This window comes from Gemmatimonadota bacterium, from assembly GCA_016713785.1.
Classification (GTDB): Bacteria; Gemmatimonadota; Gemmatimonadetes; order Gemmatimonadales; family GWC2-71-9; genus JADJOM01.
Genome location: JADJOM010000003.1, coordinates 121,693 through 139,188 on the forward strand (window position 1 = coordinate 121,693; position 17,496 = coordinate 139,188).

Genomic DNA, 17,496 nt, shown 5'->3' on the forward strand with positions numbered 1-17,496 from the left:
CGACCCGTGACCCACTGACGCCGGCCCAGTACCTCCCGCTGCTCCGCGAGGTGGCCGGGCTCTCCGACCAGGCCCGGCTCGACGGCGCCACGCCGATCGAATTCCGCTACGCCTCGCCGGCCGGGCTGGTCACCATCGAGGTCATCCCCGAGCCGGACGGACCGCGGGTCCTGGTCCGCCCGGACGTCGCGACCGCGCCGGCCGCGGCCATGCCACCCGCGCCGCCCGTGGCTCCTGCGATGACGGCCCAGGTCGAGAACAGCCGCGCCCGCATGGAGCAGCTGCTGCGCCTCACCGTGGAGCTTGGCGCCTCCGACCTGCACCTGCGGGTCGGGGAGCAGCCCATCCTCCGCCGCGACGGCGAGCTGGTCCGGCAGGAAGGCGCGGCGCTCGAGGCCGAGCTGCTCGACGCCATGCTGGTGAGCCTCATGCCCCCCCGGGACCAGACCCAGTTCCGGGAGACCGGCGACGCCGACTGGGCCTTCGAGCTTCCGGGGACCCGCTTCCGCTGCAACGCGGCCCAGGAGCGGCGCGGCCCGATGGGCGTCTTCCGGGTGATTCCGGGGACGATCCTCTCGGCGGAGGCCCTGGGCCTGGCGCCGGAGATCCAGCGGCTCTGCCAGCTGAGCAAGGGCCTGGTGCTGGTGACGGGTCCCACCGGCTCGGGCAAGTCCACCACGCTGGCGGCCATGATCGACCTGGTGAACCGGAGCCGCACCGACCACATCCTCACCATCGAGGATCCGATCGAGTTCGTGCACCCGCCGAAGAAGTGCGTGGTGACCCAGCGGCAGGTGGGGATGCATAGCCAGTCCTTCAAGGCGGCGCTCCGGGCGGCGCTGCGCGAGGACCCGGACGTGATCATGGTGGGCGAGATGCGCGACCTCGAGACCGTCTCCATCGCCATCGAGACCGCCGAGACGGGGCACCTCGTCTTCGGGACCCTGCACACCACCACGGCGGCCTCGACCATCGACCGGATCATCGACCAGTTCCCGGTGGACCGGCAGTCCCAGGTCCGGGTGATGCTCGCCGAGTCGCTCAAGGGCGTCATCGCCCAGGTGCTGTGCCGCAAGGTGGGTGGCGGGCGGGTGGCGGCCAAGGAGGTGCTGCTCTCGATCCCGGCGGTCTCCAACCTGATCCGCGAGGGGAAGACGTTCCAGATCCCGTCGATCATGCAGACCAACCGCAAGGCCGGGATGGTCACCCTCAACGACGCCCTGCTCGAGCTGGTGGAGCAGAAGGTGGTCGAGGCGAGGGACGCCTACGTGAAGGCGGTAGAGAAGAGCGCCTTTGCCGCCGCGCTCAAGGCCCGACGCTTCGATACGTCGTTCCTGGCGGACTCTTGAACCCGGGGACGTCCCTCCCCTAGATTGCGTCTGTCGCTGGTCCGCTCCCCCTGGTGGACCGACGCGAGCCTCCGGCCCTCCGGGGGCTCCCATCGGGAGCGTGCATGTCTACGGCATCAGCCGACATCTCCACCGCCTCGCCGCTGCTCCCGTCCGTTCCATCCCCATCTGATGGTCTTGGTGTGCTGCTCGACCTCGCCCTCGAGGCGACCGCGGCCACCGGTGCCGCCCTCTTCCTGCCCGAGGGCGACGAGCTGCGCGTGATGACCGCGCGTGGCGCCAACGCGCCCGCCCCGGACCTCGTGCTGCCTCTCGAGGGCAGCGTGGCGGGGGAGGCGTGGTACCGGGGACGCTTGGTGATCGGCGCCGAGCCCCCGCCGCGCGGCCGCCAGGTGGCGCTGTGGCAGGACGACCGGACCATCGACGTCATGGCCGTGCCGGTGCTGGTGGCGGACCGCCCCGTGGCGGCGTTCGTCCTCTATCACCGCCACCTCGGCCACTTCCGCCGCGGCGACGCCACCACCCTGAGCCGGCTCGCCGTGCTGGCCGGTGGCCTGTGGGGCGGGGGCGCCGGGCTCCAGCCCGTGGCCGATGGCCGCGCCCGCCAGGAGATCCGGGCCGCCGCCCGGGCCGCGCTCATCGGCTCCGCGCGCCTGTCGGAGGAGGAAGCCGCGGGCGAGCTGGTCCGGACCGCCGCCGCGCTCTTCGACGGCGCCGCGGTCCGGCTCTCCACCCTCGAGGGGGAGGAGCTGGTCTGCCAGGCGTGCGCCGGGCGGCTCTCGGGCGACATCGGCCGCCGCCGGCCCCGCAGCTTCGGGATCGAGGGGATGGCCCTCGAGGCCATCGACGGCGTCCTGGCCAGCGAGTGGACCCCCGAAGGTGGGGGCAGCGGGGGCTGGATGCGGTCGGTGCTCGCCGTCCCGCTCCGCCGGGTGGACCAGGTGCTTGGCGTCCTTACGCTCGCCCACGCCGAGCCGGGGCATTTCCAGGAGGTGGATCGGGAGAGCCTGCTTCGCTTCGCGATCCACGCCACCGCCACCCTGAGCGAGATCCGCCTCTCCCTCACCGGCGAGCGGCAGCTGACCGACGGTCGCGCCGCCAGCCAGGTGGCCGCGGCCCTCGCCACCGCGGAGGACACGCCGGCGCTCCGGCGGACCATCGTCCGGGAGGCGGCCCGCGCCCTGGCGGCGGATGGCGCCGAGCTGCTCGAGGTGGTGCAGCAGCACCTGGCGCTCACCGCCGCCGACGGCGATCACGTGGCGCTGGAGACCCCGCCGCTCAGCGGCGGGCGCCTGCGCTGCGGCCACGAGTTCCCCCCGCACGAGGTGGCGCACCGCTGCAGCCTGCCCGCGGGCCAGGGTCACCTCCTGGTCACCCGCCTGGGCCAGGTCACCGGCTGCGCCGGCATGCTGATGCTGCTGCGCCGCGGGGCCGCCTTCACCGCCCTCGACCAGGAACTGCTGCACCGCGTGGCGGAGATCGCCGAGCTGGCGCTGCTCTCGCGGCTCTCGAACGTCCGCGTGAGCCAGTACGCCGACCGCATCCGGTCGGTCGCGGAGGTGTCGGCCAGCCTGCACCAGTCGCTGCGGCCCGGCGACGCCATGCTCCAGGCCGCGGAGATGCTCCGGCGCGCGCTCGGGATCGGCACCGTGCGGGTGGCCCAGGTCGACGAGGTGTGGCAGGAGATCCGCTTCCCCGTCGACCGGCGGGGCGAGGAGATCCGGGATGGCGGGATGCGTCCCCTGGCGCGGGGGCTGCTGGAAGAGGTCTGGCGCACCGGGCACACCTTCTATTACCCGGCGAACGCGCTCGAGGAACTCGCCGCGCGGGGACTCTCCGTGGACACCCGGCCGCGCTGCCTGGCCGCCGTGCCGCTCCGGACCCGGGGCACCATCACGGGCGTCATCACCATTGAGGAAGAGGACCGCGACCACGCCTTCGAGGCCGAGGATGTCCGCATCCTCGAGATCGTGGCGCAGCAGCTCGGGGTCACCCTCGAGAACCTCGACAGCCTGGAGGAGGAACGCCGGCAGCGCATCACCGCCGAGTGGCTGCGGCAGATGGCCCGCGCCGCCACCGACGAGGAGGCCCGGCCGGGCCGGGTCCTCGAACTGGCCGCCGACGCCGCGTTCCAGGGCATCAGCGGGGTCGCCGCGCTGGTGAGCAGCCTCGCCGGCGACGCCACCCGCGTGGTGGTGGCAAGCCGCGGGCCGCTCACGCCGGGGCTGGCCGACCCCCTCCCGCTGGCCGGGTCGGTGGATGGCTGGATGCGGGAGGAGCAGGGGGCGGTGTTCATCTCGGCCAACCTGTCGCAGGACCCGCGGCTCGCCGCGGAGGCGCAGGCCGCCGCCGGCGCGGTGGCGCTGGCCGCGGTGCCCATCTGGTGCGAGGGCCGGCTCATCGCGGTGCTCCAGCTGGCGCGGCCGGCCGGGGCCGCCTTTGCCGTCGCCGAGGTGGAGCGCCTGGCGCAGATCGCGGACCACGCCGGGGCGGGCTACCAGACCGCCGCCGCCGGCCAGGCGCTCCGCAAGTCGGAGGAGCGCTACCGGCGCCTCTTCTCGGCGGCCACCGACGCCATCTTCACGCTGGACCGGGCCGGCACCATCCTCTCGTTCAACCAGTCGGCCGAGCGGCTGTGGAACGTCCGCAGCCGCGCGGCGGTCGGCCGGCCGTGGGACGAGGTGCTCGCCTTCGAGGACCTGACCACCGTCGGGGAGCAGTTCCGTCGCACCCTCGCGGGGGAATCGAGCGTCTTCGAGACCGCGGTGCGCCGTCCCAGCGGGGAGCGTGGCGTGGTGGCGATCACCGTCTCACCCCTGGTCGAGGAGGGCCAGGTCACCACGGTCCTCGGCATCGTCCGCGACGTGACCGACCAGCGCCGGGTGCAGGCGCAGCTGCTCCAGGCGGAGAAGATGTCGGCCATCGGCCAGCTGGTGGGCGGCATGGCGCACGAGATCAACAACCCGCTCGCCAGCATCCTGGTGAACATGGAGCTGCTGGTGGGTGAGGCGAAGGACCCCGCCCAGCTGGAGTCGCTGCAGGCCATCAAGGTCGAGGCGGATCGCGCCGCCCAGATCGTCCGCAACCTCCTGACCTACGTCCGCGGACAGGGCTCCGAGCGGGCGGTGGTGGACCTCCGGGAGGCGGTGCGCGGTGCCCTCGCGCTCCGGCGCAACCAGCTGCTGAGCCAGCAGATCGAGGTGAGCGCCGAGCTCCCGGAGGAGGCCGTGCTGGTCTGGGGCAACACCATCAACCTCCAGCAGGTGCTGATGAACCTGCTGGTGAATGCGGAACAGGCCATCCGCGGCAGCCGGGGTCGCGGCCACGTCTGGGTGCGGCTGGCCGCCAGGGAGCAGCTCGCCACCATCACGGTGGACGACGACGGGCCGGGCATCCCGGCGGAGTTCATCAGCCGGATCTTCGACCCGTTCTATACCACCAAGCCGGAGGGGGAGGGGACCGGCCTCGGCCTCTCCGTGAGCGCCGGGATCATCGCTGACCACAACGGCAAGATCGCCGCCTCCGAACGGACCGGCGGTGGGGCCCGGTTCCTGGTGGAGCTGCCCCTCTCCCAGGCGCGGCCCGCGGTGGCGGCGGTGCAGGACCGGCCGCGTCCGCCCCTCCCGGCCGCCCCCGCCGGGGCCCGCCGGGGCCGGATCCTGCTGGTGGACGACGAGCCCGACATCCGGCGCAGCATCTCCAAGTTCCTGACCCGCACCGGCTGGCAGGTGGACCTCGCCGACTCCGGCGAGGAGGGGCTCCGCCTGCTCGAGGAGGGGGAGTACGATGTGGTGCTGTGCGACCTCCGCATGCCGGGGATGAGCGGGCATGAGTTCTATCGCCACCTGCAGGCCGATGAGGCGCCCGCGGTGCAGCGCCTGATCTTCATGACCGGTGACGTGCTCTCCCCCGAGGCCTCGCGCTTCCTGGCCGAGGCCCGGCGGCCGGTGCTCTCCAAGCCCTTCGCCCTGCGGGACCTGATGGAAGTCCTGGCCCTCGTGGTCCCGGGGTAGGGCGGGTCGGCGAGGCGGTAACCCCTTCGTCCGGCCCGGCCGCCACGGTACTTTCGGGGCCATGACCCCCGCTCCCATCCTCGTCCTGGTCGCGCCGCAGGACATCGTCAACATCGGCAGCGCCGTGCGCATCGCCAAGAACTTCGGCCTGGGCCAGGTCCGCCTGGTGCAGCCCGAGATCTTCGACGCCTGGCGCATCGAGGGCATCGCCCACAACACCGCCGACCTGATCGAGCGGATCACCATCCACGAGACCCTGGCCGAGGCGACGGCCGACTGCGTCTGGACGCTCGGGCTCACCGCCCGGGACCGCACCGCCAAGCGCACCGTCTACCGGCCGGGTCCCGGCGCCGCGGAGCTGGTGGCGCGGGCCACCACTGGACCGGTGGCCTTCGTGGCCGGCCGCGAGGACAAGGGGCTGTCGAACGAGGAACTTGACGCCTGCACCGCGCTGGTGACCATTCCCACCAACCCGGAGTACAAGTCGCTCAACCTGGCCCAGGCCGTGGCCATCATGTGTTATGAGACCTGGCTGGCCCGGGGTGGGGAGCGCCGGCCGATCAAGCCGCCCCGCAAGCCGGCCGAGCCGGCCCCCATGGCCCTGCAGGAGCGGCTGTTCGCCGACTGGCGCCGCGCGCTGTGGGCCATCGAGTTCTTCAAGACCCGGCAGCCGGATCACGTCCTGCGCTCGTGGCGGGAGATCCTCTACCGCGCCGAGCTGGACGGCCGCGAGGCCTCGCTGGTCCGGGCCATGGGTATCGAGATCGTCCGATTCCTGGTCCGGAACGGCCTGCCGCTGCCCCCGGAGGCGGAGGGGGTCGGGACCCCTCCCCCGGACGAGGGGGCGGGCCCGGCCGACGAGACGAACGCGGAATAAGCCACCGCTTGGAGTCGGCCCCCTCCCCATTTAGTTTTCGGCGCACTTCTTCCCAACACTTCCCGGAGCCTGACCCGTGGGGCGATCCGCCGCGTACTGGGCCACCAACCTGTACCCCAACCCCCGTCAGGAACCCAAGCCAGCGGCGCCGTACAAGGACCTGCCCGCGCCCGCGGCGGCACGGTTCCGCCGGCTGCGCGAGGGCCTGCTCAAGCTGCCGGGCGTAGCCGAGCACGTGAAGTACATGGGCACCTCCTGGCACTGGACCTGGGAATACGCCGTCGGCCACCGGAAGCTCTGCTGGGTGCACGTGATGCAGAACGGGCCGGCCCTGACGTTCACCATCGCGGACTCGGAGGAATCGAAGGCGCTGGCGGTCCCGCGGCTCCCGGCCGCGATCGGCAGCGCCATCCGCGGCGCGCAGCGCACCGGACCGGTACGCTGGTGTGCGCTGGAGGTGGGCGACCAGAAGGCTGCCGATGCTTTTCTGAGCTTCGTCCGGCGGAAGCTGGCGTGGGTCGTGGCGGAGACGCCGGGATCCGGCCGGCGGTCCCTGGCCAGCTGACGGATAGCGGAATAGTTCACTCGGAATAGGTGTTGTTCGAGGTTTGGCCGCGCCGAACCTCGTGACTATACTTGTCGCGGCAATCGTTGGTCCCCCAACGCGTTGCCGTCTCGTGAAAGAATTCACAATAGCGCGGAACCCCCGTTTCCCGCCGGCCTCCTTCCATGCCGGTGGTCGTGAGCGATCATGCGAAAGCTGGCACTCCTCGGAACTGGTTCGCTGCTGGTGGCGGTCCTCGCCATCGCGGCCGGGCAGGGCACTTCGGTGGCCTCCCAGGGCCCCTCGCCCACGGACACCCTCCCGGCCTGGACGCTGAGCGCCAGCGACACCGCGGCGCTCAAGGGGCCGCGGCAGCCGGTGTTCTTCCGCCACGACATCCACGTCGGCGTCAACAAGACCCCGTGCCAGTACTGCCACTCGTCGGTGGGCGAGTCGAGCGAGCCGGGGATCCCGAGCATGGCCACCTGCATGGGGTGCCACCTGATCATCGGCGGCTCCGACTCGAGCCACCAGGTGGAGATCGCCAAGGTGCGTGAGGCCTTCAACACCCAGAAGCCGATCGAGTGGGTCCGGGTGCACAGCGTCGCGCGGCACGTGCATTTCCCGCACATGCGTCACGTCAAGGTGCTGGGCGCCAATGCCTGTCAGACCTGCCACGGCGACGTCGCCCGCATGCCGCAGGTCTTCAAGGTGAACAACATCAACAACATGGGTTTCTGCATCACCTGCCATAACCAGCGGCAGGTGAATCGTGACTGCACCGTCTGTCACTTCTAGCGCCGCCGGCCGCGCCGGCGCACGTCGATCCGCCGGTGGCGGGTCCGGGCGCGGGGCGCGACGGGTGGCGGTGAAGGGTTCCGGGCTTCCGGCTCACGGCTAACGGCCAAAGGCTCCGTCAATGTCGAACGAAACACCCCGCGAAGGTCTCGATCGCAGGCGCTTCCTCAAGGTCGTCGGTGTCACCGGCGTCGGCGCGGCGGCCGTCTCCGGCTGCTCGACCGCCAACGTCGAGAAGCTGGTTCCCTACCTGGTGCAGTCCGAGGACCAGGTGCCGGGGATCCCGACCTGGTATGCCAGCACCTGCACCGAATGCGCCGCGGGCTGCGGCCTGCACGTGAAGACCCGGGAAGGGCGGCCGATCAAGCTCGAGGGCAATCCCGACCACCCGGTGAACGCGGGTGCGCTGTGCGCGCACGGCCAGTCGGCGCTGCAGGGCCTCTACAATCCCGGCCGGATCACCGGCCCGATGGCCCGGCAGGCCGATGGGACGTTCAAGGCCGTGACCTGGGACGAGGCGATCGCCACCCTCGCGGGCAAGCTGCAGTCGGCGGGGGGCAAGCTGGCGGTGATCTCCGGCGCGGGGCGTGGCACCTTCTCCGACCTCCTGGCCGCGTGGACCCAGGCCCAGGGCGGCAAGGTCGTGCGCTACCAGGCGCTCGACTTCGAACCGCTCCGCCTCGCCGGGCAGCAGGTCTTCGGCGCCGCCGAGCTCCCGGTGCACGATTTCGCGAAGGCGCGCTACATCCTCTCCTTCGGCGCCGACTTCCTCGACGGCTCCTGGCTCTCGCCGGTCGAGGCCCAGCGCGGCTTCGCGGCCAGCCACGGCTTCGCCGACGGCCAGATGGCCAAGCACGTCATGTTCGCGCCCCGCATGTCGCTCACCGGCATGAACGCCGACGAGTGGCATGCGCCGCGGCCGGGGTCGGAGGCCGTCATCGCGCTCGCGATGGCCAACGTCCTCCTGGCCGAGCGCGCCGGCAACCCGGCCGACGCCAACGCCCTCCGCGGCGTGCTCGCGGCCTACACCCCGGAGAAGGCGCAGGAGGAGAGCGGCGTCGGGGCGGAGATCATCCGGCGCGTGGCCCGCGAGTTCGCCTCGGCGGCGCCGGGGCTGGCGGTGGCCGGCGGCCTCTCCGGACAGCATCGCGGCGCCATCCAGGCCGCGGCGGCGGTACACCTGCTCAACTACGTGGCCGGCAACGTGGGCCAGACGGTCCGCTTCGGGGCCGACCTCGACGGCGGCGACGGCTATGGCGCGTTGCTGGCGCTGCTCGACGGCATCGATCGTGGCGAGGCGGCGGTGGTCCTGGTGCACGACACCAACCCCGCCTACAGCCTCCCCAAGGCCGCCGGCTTCGATGCCCGGTTCGCCAAGGCCGGCTTCCGGGTCTCGACTTCGCTCTTCCTCGATGAGACCGCCCGGCAGTGCGACCTGCTGCTCCCCAATCACCACGCCCTCGAGCGCTGGGACGACGCCCGGCCGCGCCGCGGGGTGCAGGGACTCATGCAGCCGGTGCTCGAGCCGGTGTTCCAGACCATGGCCACCGGCGACCTGCTGCTCAAGGTGGCCCAGAAGCTCGGCGGGGCGCTGGCCCCGTTCACGGCGCCGAGCTTCGAGGCGCACCTCAAGGCGCAGTGGCTCAAGCAGGTCGGCTCGGACGATGGCTGGCGCCAGGCGCTGGCGCGCGGCGGCCTGTACACTGAGGTCCCTGCCACGCCGGTCCGGCTTGCGCCCGGCGCGGCCGGCGCGGGGTACGCGGCGCCCGCCTTCGACGGCGAGGCCGGGGCGGAGAGCTTCTACCTCCTCCCCACGCCCTCGGTCTACGGCGATGGGCGCTTCGCCAACCGGCCCTGGATGCTCGAGCTCTCCGACCCGGTCACCCGCATCACCTGGCACTCGTGGGCGGAGCTGAGCGTCGAGACGGCGCGCCGCCTCGACCTCCGCGAGGGCGAGATCGTCCGCCTCGCCTCGCCCTACGGGGCGGTCGAGGTGCCGGTTTACATCCACCCCGGCCTGCACCCCGACGTGGTGGCGGTGCCGCTGGGGCTGGGCCACACCAGCTTCGGCGACTTTGCCACCGGGCGGGGGGTGAACCCGCTCGACCTCCTCGACGCCAGGGACGGCCAGGGCTTCCTGCCCTACCTCGCCACCCGGGTCACGCTGACCAAGACCCGCGGCTTCAAGCAGGTCGCCAAGACCGAAGGCACCACCCGGCAGCTCGGCCGGGGCATCGCCGATGCCATGACCTTCGCGCAGGCCCGCCAGGGCATGACCCCGGCCCTCGCCGCGGCGGCGGAGGGACACGCCGCGCACGAGATCAATACCGAGCGCGAGGTCGAGGCGATCGAGGGCTTCGACGAGGCCCAGCGCGAGCAGCGCAAGCACGGCGCCTACGCCCTCGACAACCCGATGTGGGGGATGGTCATCGACCTGGCGCGCTGCACCGGCTGCTCGTCCTGCATCACCGCCTGCTACGCCGAGAACAACATCCCCTTCGTGGGCGAGGACGACATTCTCCGCGGCCGGGAGATGACCTGGATGCGGATCGAGCGCTACTGGGAGGGCGGCGAGGACGGCGAGCCGCTGGAGGCCCGGGTGGTGCCGATGCTGTGCCAGCACTGCGACAACGCCCCCTGCGAGCCGGTCTGCCCGGTGTACGCGGCCTACCACACCTTCGACGGCCTCAACGGCCAGGTGTACAACCGCTGCGTGGGCACCCGCTACTGCGCCAACAACTGCCCCTACAAGGTGCGCTACTACAACTGGTACGCGTACACCCAGAAGGCCTTCCCCGAGCCGCTCAACCTCCAGCTCAACCCCGAGGTCACGGTGCGGGCGCGCGGCATCATGGAGAAGTGCACCTTCTGCGTGCAGCGGATCCGGGCGGCGCAGCACGTCGCGCGGCTCGAGGACCGCACCGTGCGCGATGGCGAGGTGGTGACGGCCTGCGCCCAGGCCTGCCCCTCCAACGCCATCGTCTTCGGCAACCTGAAGGATCCGAACAGCCGGGTGAGCCAGCTGCAGGGCCACCACCGCGGCTACCATATTCTCGAGGACCTGAACGTGCGCCCGGCCGTGACCTACCTGGCGAAGGTCCTGCACCGGGCGGAGGCGTAACGGATGGCCGCGATCGCGCACGACTCGAATCACCCGACGCAGACCCACCACGAGGTCACCCGGGACGTCGTCAACACCCTGGGGACCGCGGGCCGGGGCTACATGCTCCTGCTGGCCGGCGCCGTGGGCCTCTTCCTGGTGGGCGCCGTCACCTTCGTGGCGCTGCTCAAGGAAGGGCTGGGGCTCGCGGGCTACAACCCGCCGGTCTTCTGGTCGGTGTACATCACCACGTTCGTCTTCTGGGTCGGCATCGGCCACGCCGGCACCCTGATCTCGGCGATCCTCTTCCTCTTCCGCTCGCCCTGGCGGACCGCGGTCTACCGGGCCACGGAAGCCATGACCGTGTTCGCCGTCATGACGGCGGGGCTCTTCCCGATCATCCACATCGGCCGCCAGTGGTTCTTCTACTGGCTGCTGCCCTACCCGAACCAGCGCTGGCTGTGGCCCAACTTCAAGTCGCCCCTGGTCTGGGACGTCTTCGCCATCTCCACCTACCTGACGGTGTCCACCACCTTCCTCTGCGTGGGGCTGGTGCCAGACATCGCCGCCGCGCGTGACATGATGACGGGGTGGCGCTCCAAGGTGTACGGCTTCTTCTCGCTGGGCTGGAAGGGCACCCAGCACCAGTGGCAGCACTACAGCCGCGCCTACCTGTACCTGGCCGCCCTGGCCACCCCCCTGGTGCTCTCGGTGCACTCGGTGGTGTCCTGGGACTTCGCCATGTCGATCATCCCCGGCTGGCACGGGACGATCTTCGCCCCGTACTTCGTGGCCGGCGCCATCTACTCCGGCGTCGGGATGGTGTTCACGCTCCTGATCCCGCTCCGCAAGGCGCTGAAGCTCGAGCACATGATCACCGACTACCACTTCGACAACCTGGCCAAGCTCACCCTGCTGACCGGGTCCATCCTGTTCTACGCCTACGGGATGGAGTACTTCATCGGCTGGTACAGCGGCAACGTGTTCGAGCAGGAGACCTTCTGGCGCCGGCTCTTCGGCCCCATGTGGTGGGGTGGCTGGACCATGGTTATCTGCAATGCCTTCGTGTCGCAGCTGCTGTGGTTCCGGAAGGTGCGCACCAACCTCACGGCGCTGTTCGTGATCTCGATCTTCATCAACATCGGGATGTGGTTCGAGCGCTACGTGATCATCAACAGCCTGACCAACGACTTCCTCCCCTACGCCTGGAGCCAGATGCGGCCCACCTGGGCGGACTGGGGGATCCTCGCCGGCTCGTTCGGCTGGTTCGGCATGTGGTTCCTGCTGTTCGCGCGCACCTTCCCGGTGGTCGCGATCCAGGAAATCAAGGAGCAGATCCCGATGCCCCGGCTCCGCAAGGGAGGCCACTGATGGCCCGGACCGTCTCCGGCGTGCTCGCCAGCTTCGAGCACATCGACGCGGCCTGCGACGCGATCCAGGCGCTGCGCGCCCAGGGCCGCCAGAACTTCACGGTGTACTCTGCCGCCCCCAGTCACGAGCTGGAGGATGCCCTCGGCATCACCAGCTCGCCGGTGCGGCTGTTCACCCTGATCGGCGGCATCACCGGCGTCTGCGCCGGCCTGGGGATGACCTACTGGATGTCCCTGGACTGGCCGCTCATGGTCGGCGGCAAGCCCATCGCCACCGTGCCCCCCTACGTGGTGTTCATGTTCGAGCTCATGGTGCTGATCGGCGCGCTCTCCACCGTCGCGGGGGTGATCATCCTCTCCCTGCGCAAGCCCACGACCGGCCTGGCCTACGACCCCAAGTTCAGCGATGACCGGATCGGGATCTTCGTCCCCTGCCCGGGCGGCGATGCCGCCGGGGTCGAGCGCATGCTCAAGGACGCCGGCAGCGTGGAGGTGCGTCATGCGGCGTAGGCTCGCGACCCTCGGCGCGCTGCTGCTGGCCCTCGGCACGGGCGGCTGCGACTACTACTACAACGACGTGCCCTCGCCGGATGACCTCATGCACGTCGTGCCCTGGTTCGACGCCATGATCACGAGCCCGGCGGTGCACCCCTACGCCTCCGCCACCGTGCCCCGCAACACCCCCGCGGGCACCGTGCCGATCACCGGCGGCGAGGCCGACTGGTCGGCCGAGTGGAGCGTGGGGAACAGCACCACCGCCGACAAGCTGGTCAACCCGCTGGCCGGCCAGCCCGCCTCGGCGCTCGGCGACACGCTGTACAACACCTACTGCGCCGTCTGTCACGGCATCGCCGGCTACGCCGACGGGCCCGTCGGGCCCCGGGTCGCCACGCTGCCGCTCATCACCGACCGGGCCATCGCCTGGAGTGACGGCTACATCTACAGCATCATCCGCTATGGTCGCGGCGTCATGCCCCGCTACGGGGACCGCGTGCGCGGCCGGAATCGCTGGGAAATCGTGAACTACGTCCGGAAGCTCCAGGCCGACGCCAAGGCGCAGGCGGCGGCCCAGGCGGCGCAGGCGGGAGGGGCGAACTGATGGCCAGCTCGATGGTGCGCGATCAGCTCGTCGCCCGGTCCGTCTCGGCCCGCTACAACCTCTTCGTGGGCCTGGGCACCGCCCTCGCCCTCGTCGGGGCGGCGCTCTTCATCCTCTACGCCCGCGGGGAGCAGGCCGACCGCGCCTGGCACCTCTTCCACGTCAACTGGGTGTACTTCACCGGCCTGACCGGCGGCAGCTTTGCCTTTGTCGCGGTGCAGAAGGTCACCAAGGCCAAGTGGTCCGGGGTGATCATCCGGTTCGCCGAGGCGGCGCCGTTCTTCTTCTGGCCGGTGTCGGTGGTGGGCTTCCTGCTCATCTTCACCGTGGGGTACCACCACATCTTCCCCGAGATGCACGGGCTCGGGCACGGCAAGGAAGTGTGGCTCTCCCACGGCTTCATGTTCGGCCGCCTGGCCGTGGGCCTGGCGCTGCTCTACTACCTCGGCTTCCAGCTGATCAAGGCCGACCTCATCCCCGACATGCACGACGTGAAGGGCGCGGTCCCGGCCGAGCGGCGCGGCCTGTATGACCGGTGGACCGCGGGCTTCGACGCCTCCCCGGAGGGGCGCAGCCGGCACGAGGTCCGCATCGCGCGGCTCGCCCCCATGTACGTGATCACCTACGCCATCGTCTTCACCATGGTGGCGTTCGACACCATGATGGCGCTGCAGCCGCACTGGTTCTCCAACCTCTTCGGCGGCTGGTACTTCATGGGCTCCTTCCTGGGCGCCCACACCCTCCTCGCGCTGATGATGCTCTACGGGCGGAACGAGGTGGGGATCAGCGAGTTCATCAGCCCGAAGCAGCGGCATGACCTCGGCAAGCTGTGCTTCGGGTTCACGGTCTTCTGGACCTACCTGATGTGGTCCCAGTTCCTCGTGATCTGGTACGGCAACCTCCCGGAAGAGACCGGGTTCGTCTTCGCCCGGCTGTGGGGCGAGTGGCGGCCCATCGGGACCATGGTGTTCCTCGGGATGTTCGTGATTCCCTTCATCGGCCTGCTGGGCGTGGCGCCGAAGAAGACCCCGGCAACCCTCGGGCTGTTCACCGCGATCAGCCTCTGCACCCTCTGGCTGGAGCGGTACCTGCTGGTGCTCCCGTCGGTGACCCACGAGGCGGGGCCGGTCTTCGGGGTCGCCGAGCTTGGCCCGACGCTGGGATTCCTCGGGTTGTTCCTGCTGTCCTACGGGTTCTTTGCCCGGACCTTCCCGATGGTCTCGCCCCGGCTTGCGCTGATCACCCTGGAAAAGGAAGCGGGCCACCACTAAGCCCGCTCATCCGCGGTGGAACGCGAAAGGGCGGGGACCGGTGCACCGGTCCCCGCCCTTTGCCCGTCGCCACCCTCGCCCGGCTCTGGCTAGTACCGCCGGCGGGGTGTCACGCGGTTGAGCAGCGAACCGAGCGCCTGTGACGGCCCGGTGACCGCGACCATCCGGTCGCCCTGCTGGATGGTGACCGTCACCCGGCTGCTGCCGTCGACCGGCGTGCTGGCGGGCGGCTGGCCTCCCTCGGCCGCCACCAGCGCCGCGACGCGCGGCGCCGGGCCGGCCAGGGTCCGCACCAGTTCCCCCGACTCGAGCATCTGGTCCACGGCCGTGACGTCGGGACCGGTCTCACCGGGCTGCACCCGGACCTGCACCACCGGGAGCCCCGGAACCAGCGGGACATCCACCGAGCGGAGCTGGCCCGCACTGTCGGGGGAGACCGTTCGCCACAGCCCCTTGAGTCCCGGCTCATCGCCCATCGGCTGTGAGGTGAAGTCCGTCAGGTCGCTGTCAGGGGCGTTGGGATTCAACTGCCGGGCCGTCGTGGGGAAGTGCGCCGGCGGCGCCGTCTCCACGGCGGAGGCAAACTGGACCGGGCCCGGCTGCTCCCGGGCCGAGGCGTCGGCCCGCGCCGGGCTCCCCGGCTGGCGCCGCGACACCGGCCGGTCCTGCCGTGTGGCTTCGGGGGCCGGCAGGTCCACCGTCGGCGCTGGGGGTCGCGGATCGGTGCTCGCCACGGCGGCAGTGGGCGCGGGGCGAGGGGCCCCCGGCGACCGGAGCGTCCAGCCGGCCAGCACCGCCACCGCGATGCTCGCGGCCCATGCCCCGATCACCAGCCAGCGCGAGCGGCCGCCCGCCCGCTCGGCCGCCCGTGCCTGCAGGGTGGCGTAGGCCGGCGGGATCACCGACGGCGGGCTGAATTCGGCCAGCAGCTCCGTGGTCCGGTCCCGCAGCCGCGCGATCTCGTCCCGCGCCATCTGGCAACGGGGACAGCGGGCGAGATGGCGCTCGATCTCCGCCGCCTGCGACCGGCTCAGCGCCTGGTCGAGGTAGGCGTGGAGCTCTTCGTCAGGAGTGTGCCGCGCGGTCGTCACGATGTTCCATCCGGTCGTAGGCGTCGATCAGTCGCTTCCGGGCCCGCGCGAGTGTGGTGCCGACGGCACCCACGGCGAGACCGGTCTGCTGGGCAATTTCAGGATAGCTGAGCCCCGCGTCCCACAGGAGCAGGACCTCGCGGTCCCGGGCCGTCAGGGTGTTGAGCGCGCCGTCCACCCGGGCGCGCCGCTCGTCTTCTTCCACCATCTCGTCCGCGGGCATGTGGCTCGAGGGGTGGGTGATCGGGTCATCCTTGAGCAGGGTCAGGTGCCGCTTGCGGCGCATGGCCGCGCGCGCCTCGTCCCGCGCCAGGTTCGCGGCCACCGCGAAGAGCCACGCCCGGGGCTTCTCGGGCCGGTGGGCCATCGCCCGGATGAACACCTCCTGCGCGAGGTCGTGGGCGCGGTCGGCGTCCCAGACCTTCCGGTACAGGAAACGCACCACGGTCGCGTAGGTGGTTCGATACAGCTCTTCGAGTTCATCGCCCATTGGCGTCCCTCGAGCGTAACGGTCTGGGGCGGGCCTGATCGGCTAGATGGCGTTGACAGATAATCTTACGACGCCGGAGCCCACCCCGATCAACACAACAGTCGCCATGGTGTTGCGTCACTGCCTCTTGGCGGCCTTCCTGGCCGGCGGGGTGTACCAGAGGCACCCGGGGTGGAGTCCCTTTCCATCATCAGGCCATTCGCTGCACAGGTCCGGCTTGGCGGTGCGACCGTCGGCCCGCTGCCGGCCGTGCAGGGTGCAGTTCTCCCGGGGATCATCGAGGTAGTCGCAGGCGGAGATCATCTCGGCTTCCAGTGCCTGGGGCGATTCCCGGCTGATCTTGCACAGGTACGGTGACTGGCGGGAGCGGACCAGCGCCTCCAGGTGCGTATCCCCCTGGTCGCACAGGATCTCCACCTGAAGGTCGCGGCAGCAGGCGGAGCCGCGTCGGTGATCGGCCGTGGTGCAGGGCGCGATCGAACAGGGGTTTTCGCTGTCGAGCGGATCCACCTCGAGCACCGGAAGGCTCCGGGGAGGGAAGGGGAGCGTCAGCGTGCGCTGGGCGCCCTCCGAGACCGCCAGGAAGGCATCTCCACCCAGCCGCCGCGGCTGGACCGGTGAGGCGGGCGGGGAGGGCGCCGGCCCGGTGAAGCCATGCGCCCGGCAGGCGCCAAGGTCTCCCTGACGCTGGAGGAAGCGGCACCGGACGTGGAGCACGGCGTCGACCAGGAGGTCCCGGTCCCGGGCGCGCAGGTCACGAAAGGTGATGTGCTCCGTGTGCCCCAGGAGCCAGGTCGCCTCATGGTCGCAGGAGGCCGGGCCCTTGTCCAGGGTTCCGATGCGCAGGGTAACGGGGATGCCGAGGCACTGGGGGCCGAGAGTGCGGCACGACGGAGGAGGATGCACGCGGGAAATCTAACGCCGCCGCCCCATCTCCCCGATTCCGGGCAGGGCTTGTATCTTTGTGAACCTTTTCACAAGGCACATTTTCCCCTGCAAGTGGAGGGAGTCTTCGATGCGCGCGATGACGATGGTGGCGGGACTCGCCCTGGCCCTCGCGGCCTGTGGCGGCAAGAGCGGCGAACAACCAGCCGACCAGCCGGCGACGCCGGCTCCGGCGGAGCAGGCCCCGGCTCCGGTGGCGACGGGCACGACCCACGAGGTCGCGATGGACTTTGACGGGAAGGTGGGCACCTACTCCCCGGCTGAGCTGACCATCAAGGCGGGCGACGTGGTGAAGTTCGTGGTGAAGAGCGGACCGCCCCACAACGTGGCGTTCGATCCCGCGACCCTGCCGGCGGGTGCCGCCGACGTCCTGGGCAAGGCCATGGCCGAGACGATGGGGCCGTTGACCGGTCCGATGAAGGTCGGGATGGGCGAGAGCTACGAGATCAACTTCGCCGGTGTCCCCGCGGGTACGTACGATTATCACTGCACGCCGCACGTGGCGTTCGGGATGAAGGCCAAGCTGATCGTCCAGTAGGCCCGCCACTG

The 17,496-nt window shown here is 70.9% G+C and carries 14 protein-coding genes; 11 read left to right on the forward strand and 3 right to left on the reverse strand.

The window, feature by feature from the left end; genetic code table 11:
* Positions 1–272: 272 nt before the first annotated feature.
* From IPJ95_08165 to IPJ95_08210, 10 genes are all read left to right on the forward strand, one after another.
* Entirely contained in the window at positions 273–1,349 is a 1,077-nt protein-coding gene (locus tag IPJ95_08165) for a type IV pilus twitching motility protein PilT (GenBank protein MBK7923592.1), read from the forward strand.
* 104 nt (positions 1,350–1,453) lie between these two features.
* Positions 1,454–5,362, forward strand: coding sequence for a GAF domain-containing protein (locus IPJ95_08170; GenBank protein ID MBK7923593.1), 3,909 nt, complete (start codon positions 1,454–1,456; stop codon positions 5,360–5,362).
* A 61-nt stretch (positions 5,363–5,423) separates the two neighbouring features.
* Positions 5,424–6,239 (forward strand): hypothetical protein, encoded by an 816-nt coding sequence (locus IPJ95_08175; protein MBK7923594.1) that lies wholly within the window; start codon positions 5,424–5,426, stop codon positions 6,237–6,239.
* Positions 6,240–6,315: 76 nt separating this feature from the next.
* The gene (locus IPJ95_08180) at positions 6,316–6,804 is read left to right on the forward strand and encodes a hypothetical protein (protein ID MBK7923595.1); all 489 of its coding nucleotides are present in this window, start codon (positions 6,316–6,318) and stop codon (positions 6,802–6,804) included.
* 186 nt (positions 6,805–6,990) lie between these two features.
* Positions 6,991–7,581 (forward strand): cytochrome c3 family protein, encoded by a 591-nt coding sequence (locus tag IPJ95_08185; GenBank protein ID MBK7923596.1) that lies wholly within the window; start codon positions 6,991–6,993, stop codon positions 7,579–7,581.
* 121 nt (positions 7,582–7,702) lie between these two features.
* Positions 7,703–10,702 carry a molybdopterin-dependent oxidoreductase gene (locus tag IPJ95_08190; GenBank protein MBK7923597.1) on the forward strand — a complete coding sequence of 1,000 codons (3,000 nt, stop codon included), beginning with the start codon at positions 7,703–7,705 and terminating at the stop codon, positions 10,700–10,702.
* A gap of 3 nt (positions 10,703–10,705) precedes the next feature.
* Positions 10,706–12,052, forward strand: coding sequence for a polysulfide reductase NrfD (gene nrfD, locus IPJ95_08195; protein ID MBK7923598.1), 1,347 nt, complete (start codon positions 10,706–10,708; stop codon positions 12,050–12,052).
* A complete protein-coding gene (locus IPJ95_08200) occupies positions 12,052–12,561 on the forward strand; it encodes a DUF3341 domain-containing protein (GenBank protein MBK7923599.1) in 510 nt (169 codons plus the stop codon). The genes nrfD and IPJ95_08200 overlap by 1 nt, the downstream gene beginning before the upstream one ends.
* A complete protein-coding gene (locus tag IPJ95_08205) occupies positions 12,551–13,150 on the forward strand; it encodes a cytochrome c (protein ID MBK7923600.1) in 600 nt (199 codons plus the stop codon). Before IPJ95_08200 ends, IPJ95_08205 begins: the two co-directional genes overlap by 11 nt.
* A complete protein-coding gene (locus IPJ95_08210; protein ID MBK7923601.1) occupies positions 13,150–14,421 on the forward strand; it encodes a hypothetical protein in 1,272 nt (423 codons plus the stop codon). The genes IPJ95_08205 and IPJ95_08210 overlap by 1 nt, the downstream gene beginning before the upstream one ends.
* An 89-nt stretch (positions 14,422–14,510) precedes the next feature.
* Here the strand turns inward: IPJ95_08210 and IPJ95_08215 are convergent, their stop codons facing one another.
* The 3 genes from IPJ95_08215 to IPJ95_08225 form a co-directional block, all read right to left on the reverse strand.
* Positions 14,511–15,512 (reverse strand): zf-HC2 domain-containing protein, encoded by a 1,002-nt coding sequence (locus IPJ95_08215; protein MBK7923602.1) that lies wholly within the window; start codon positions 15,510–15,512, stop codon positions 14,511–14,513.
* Positions 15,487–16,002 (reverse strand): sigma-70 family RNA polymerase sigma factor, encoded by a 516-nt coding sequence (locus IPJ95_08220; protein MBK7923603.1) that lies wholly within the window; start codon positions 16,000–16,002, stop codon positions 15,487–15,489. Before IPJ95_08220 ends, IPJ95_08215 begins: the two co-directional genes overlap by 26 nt.
* Before the next feature lie 117 nt (positions 16,003–16,119).
* The gene (locus tag IPJ95_08225) at positions 16,120–16,908 is read right to left on the reverse strand and encodes a hypothetical protein (protein ID MBK7923604.1); all 789 of its coding nucleotides are present in this window, start codon (positions 16,906–16,908) and stop codon (positions 16,120–16,122) included.
* A 109-nt stretch (positions 16,909–17,017) separates the two neighbouring features.
* On the opposite strand from IPJ95_08225, the gene IPJ95_08230 reads away from it, so the two are divergent.
* Complete coding sequence (locus tag IPJ95_08230; protein MBK7923605.1) at positions 17,018–17,485, forward strand: cupredoxin domain-containing protein; 468 nt, start codon at positions 17,018–17,020, stop codon at positions 17,483–17,485.
* Positions 17,486–17,496: the final 11 nt, after the last annotated feature.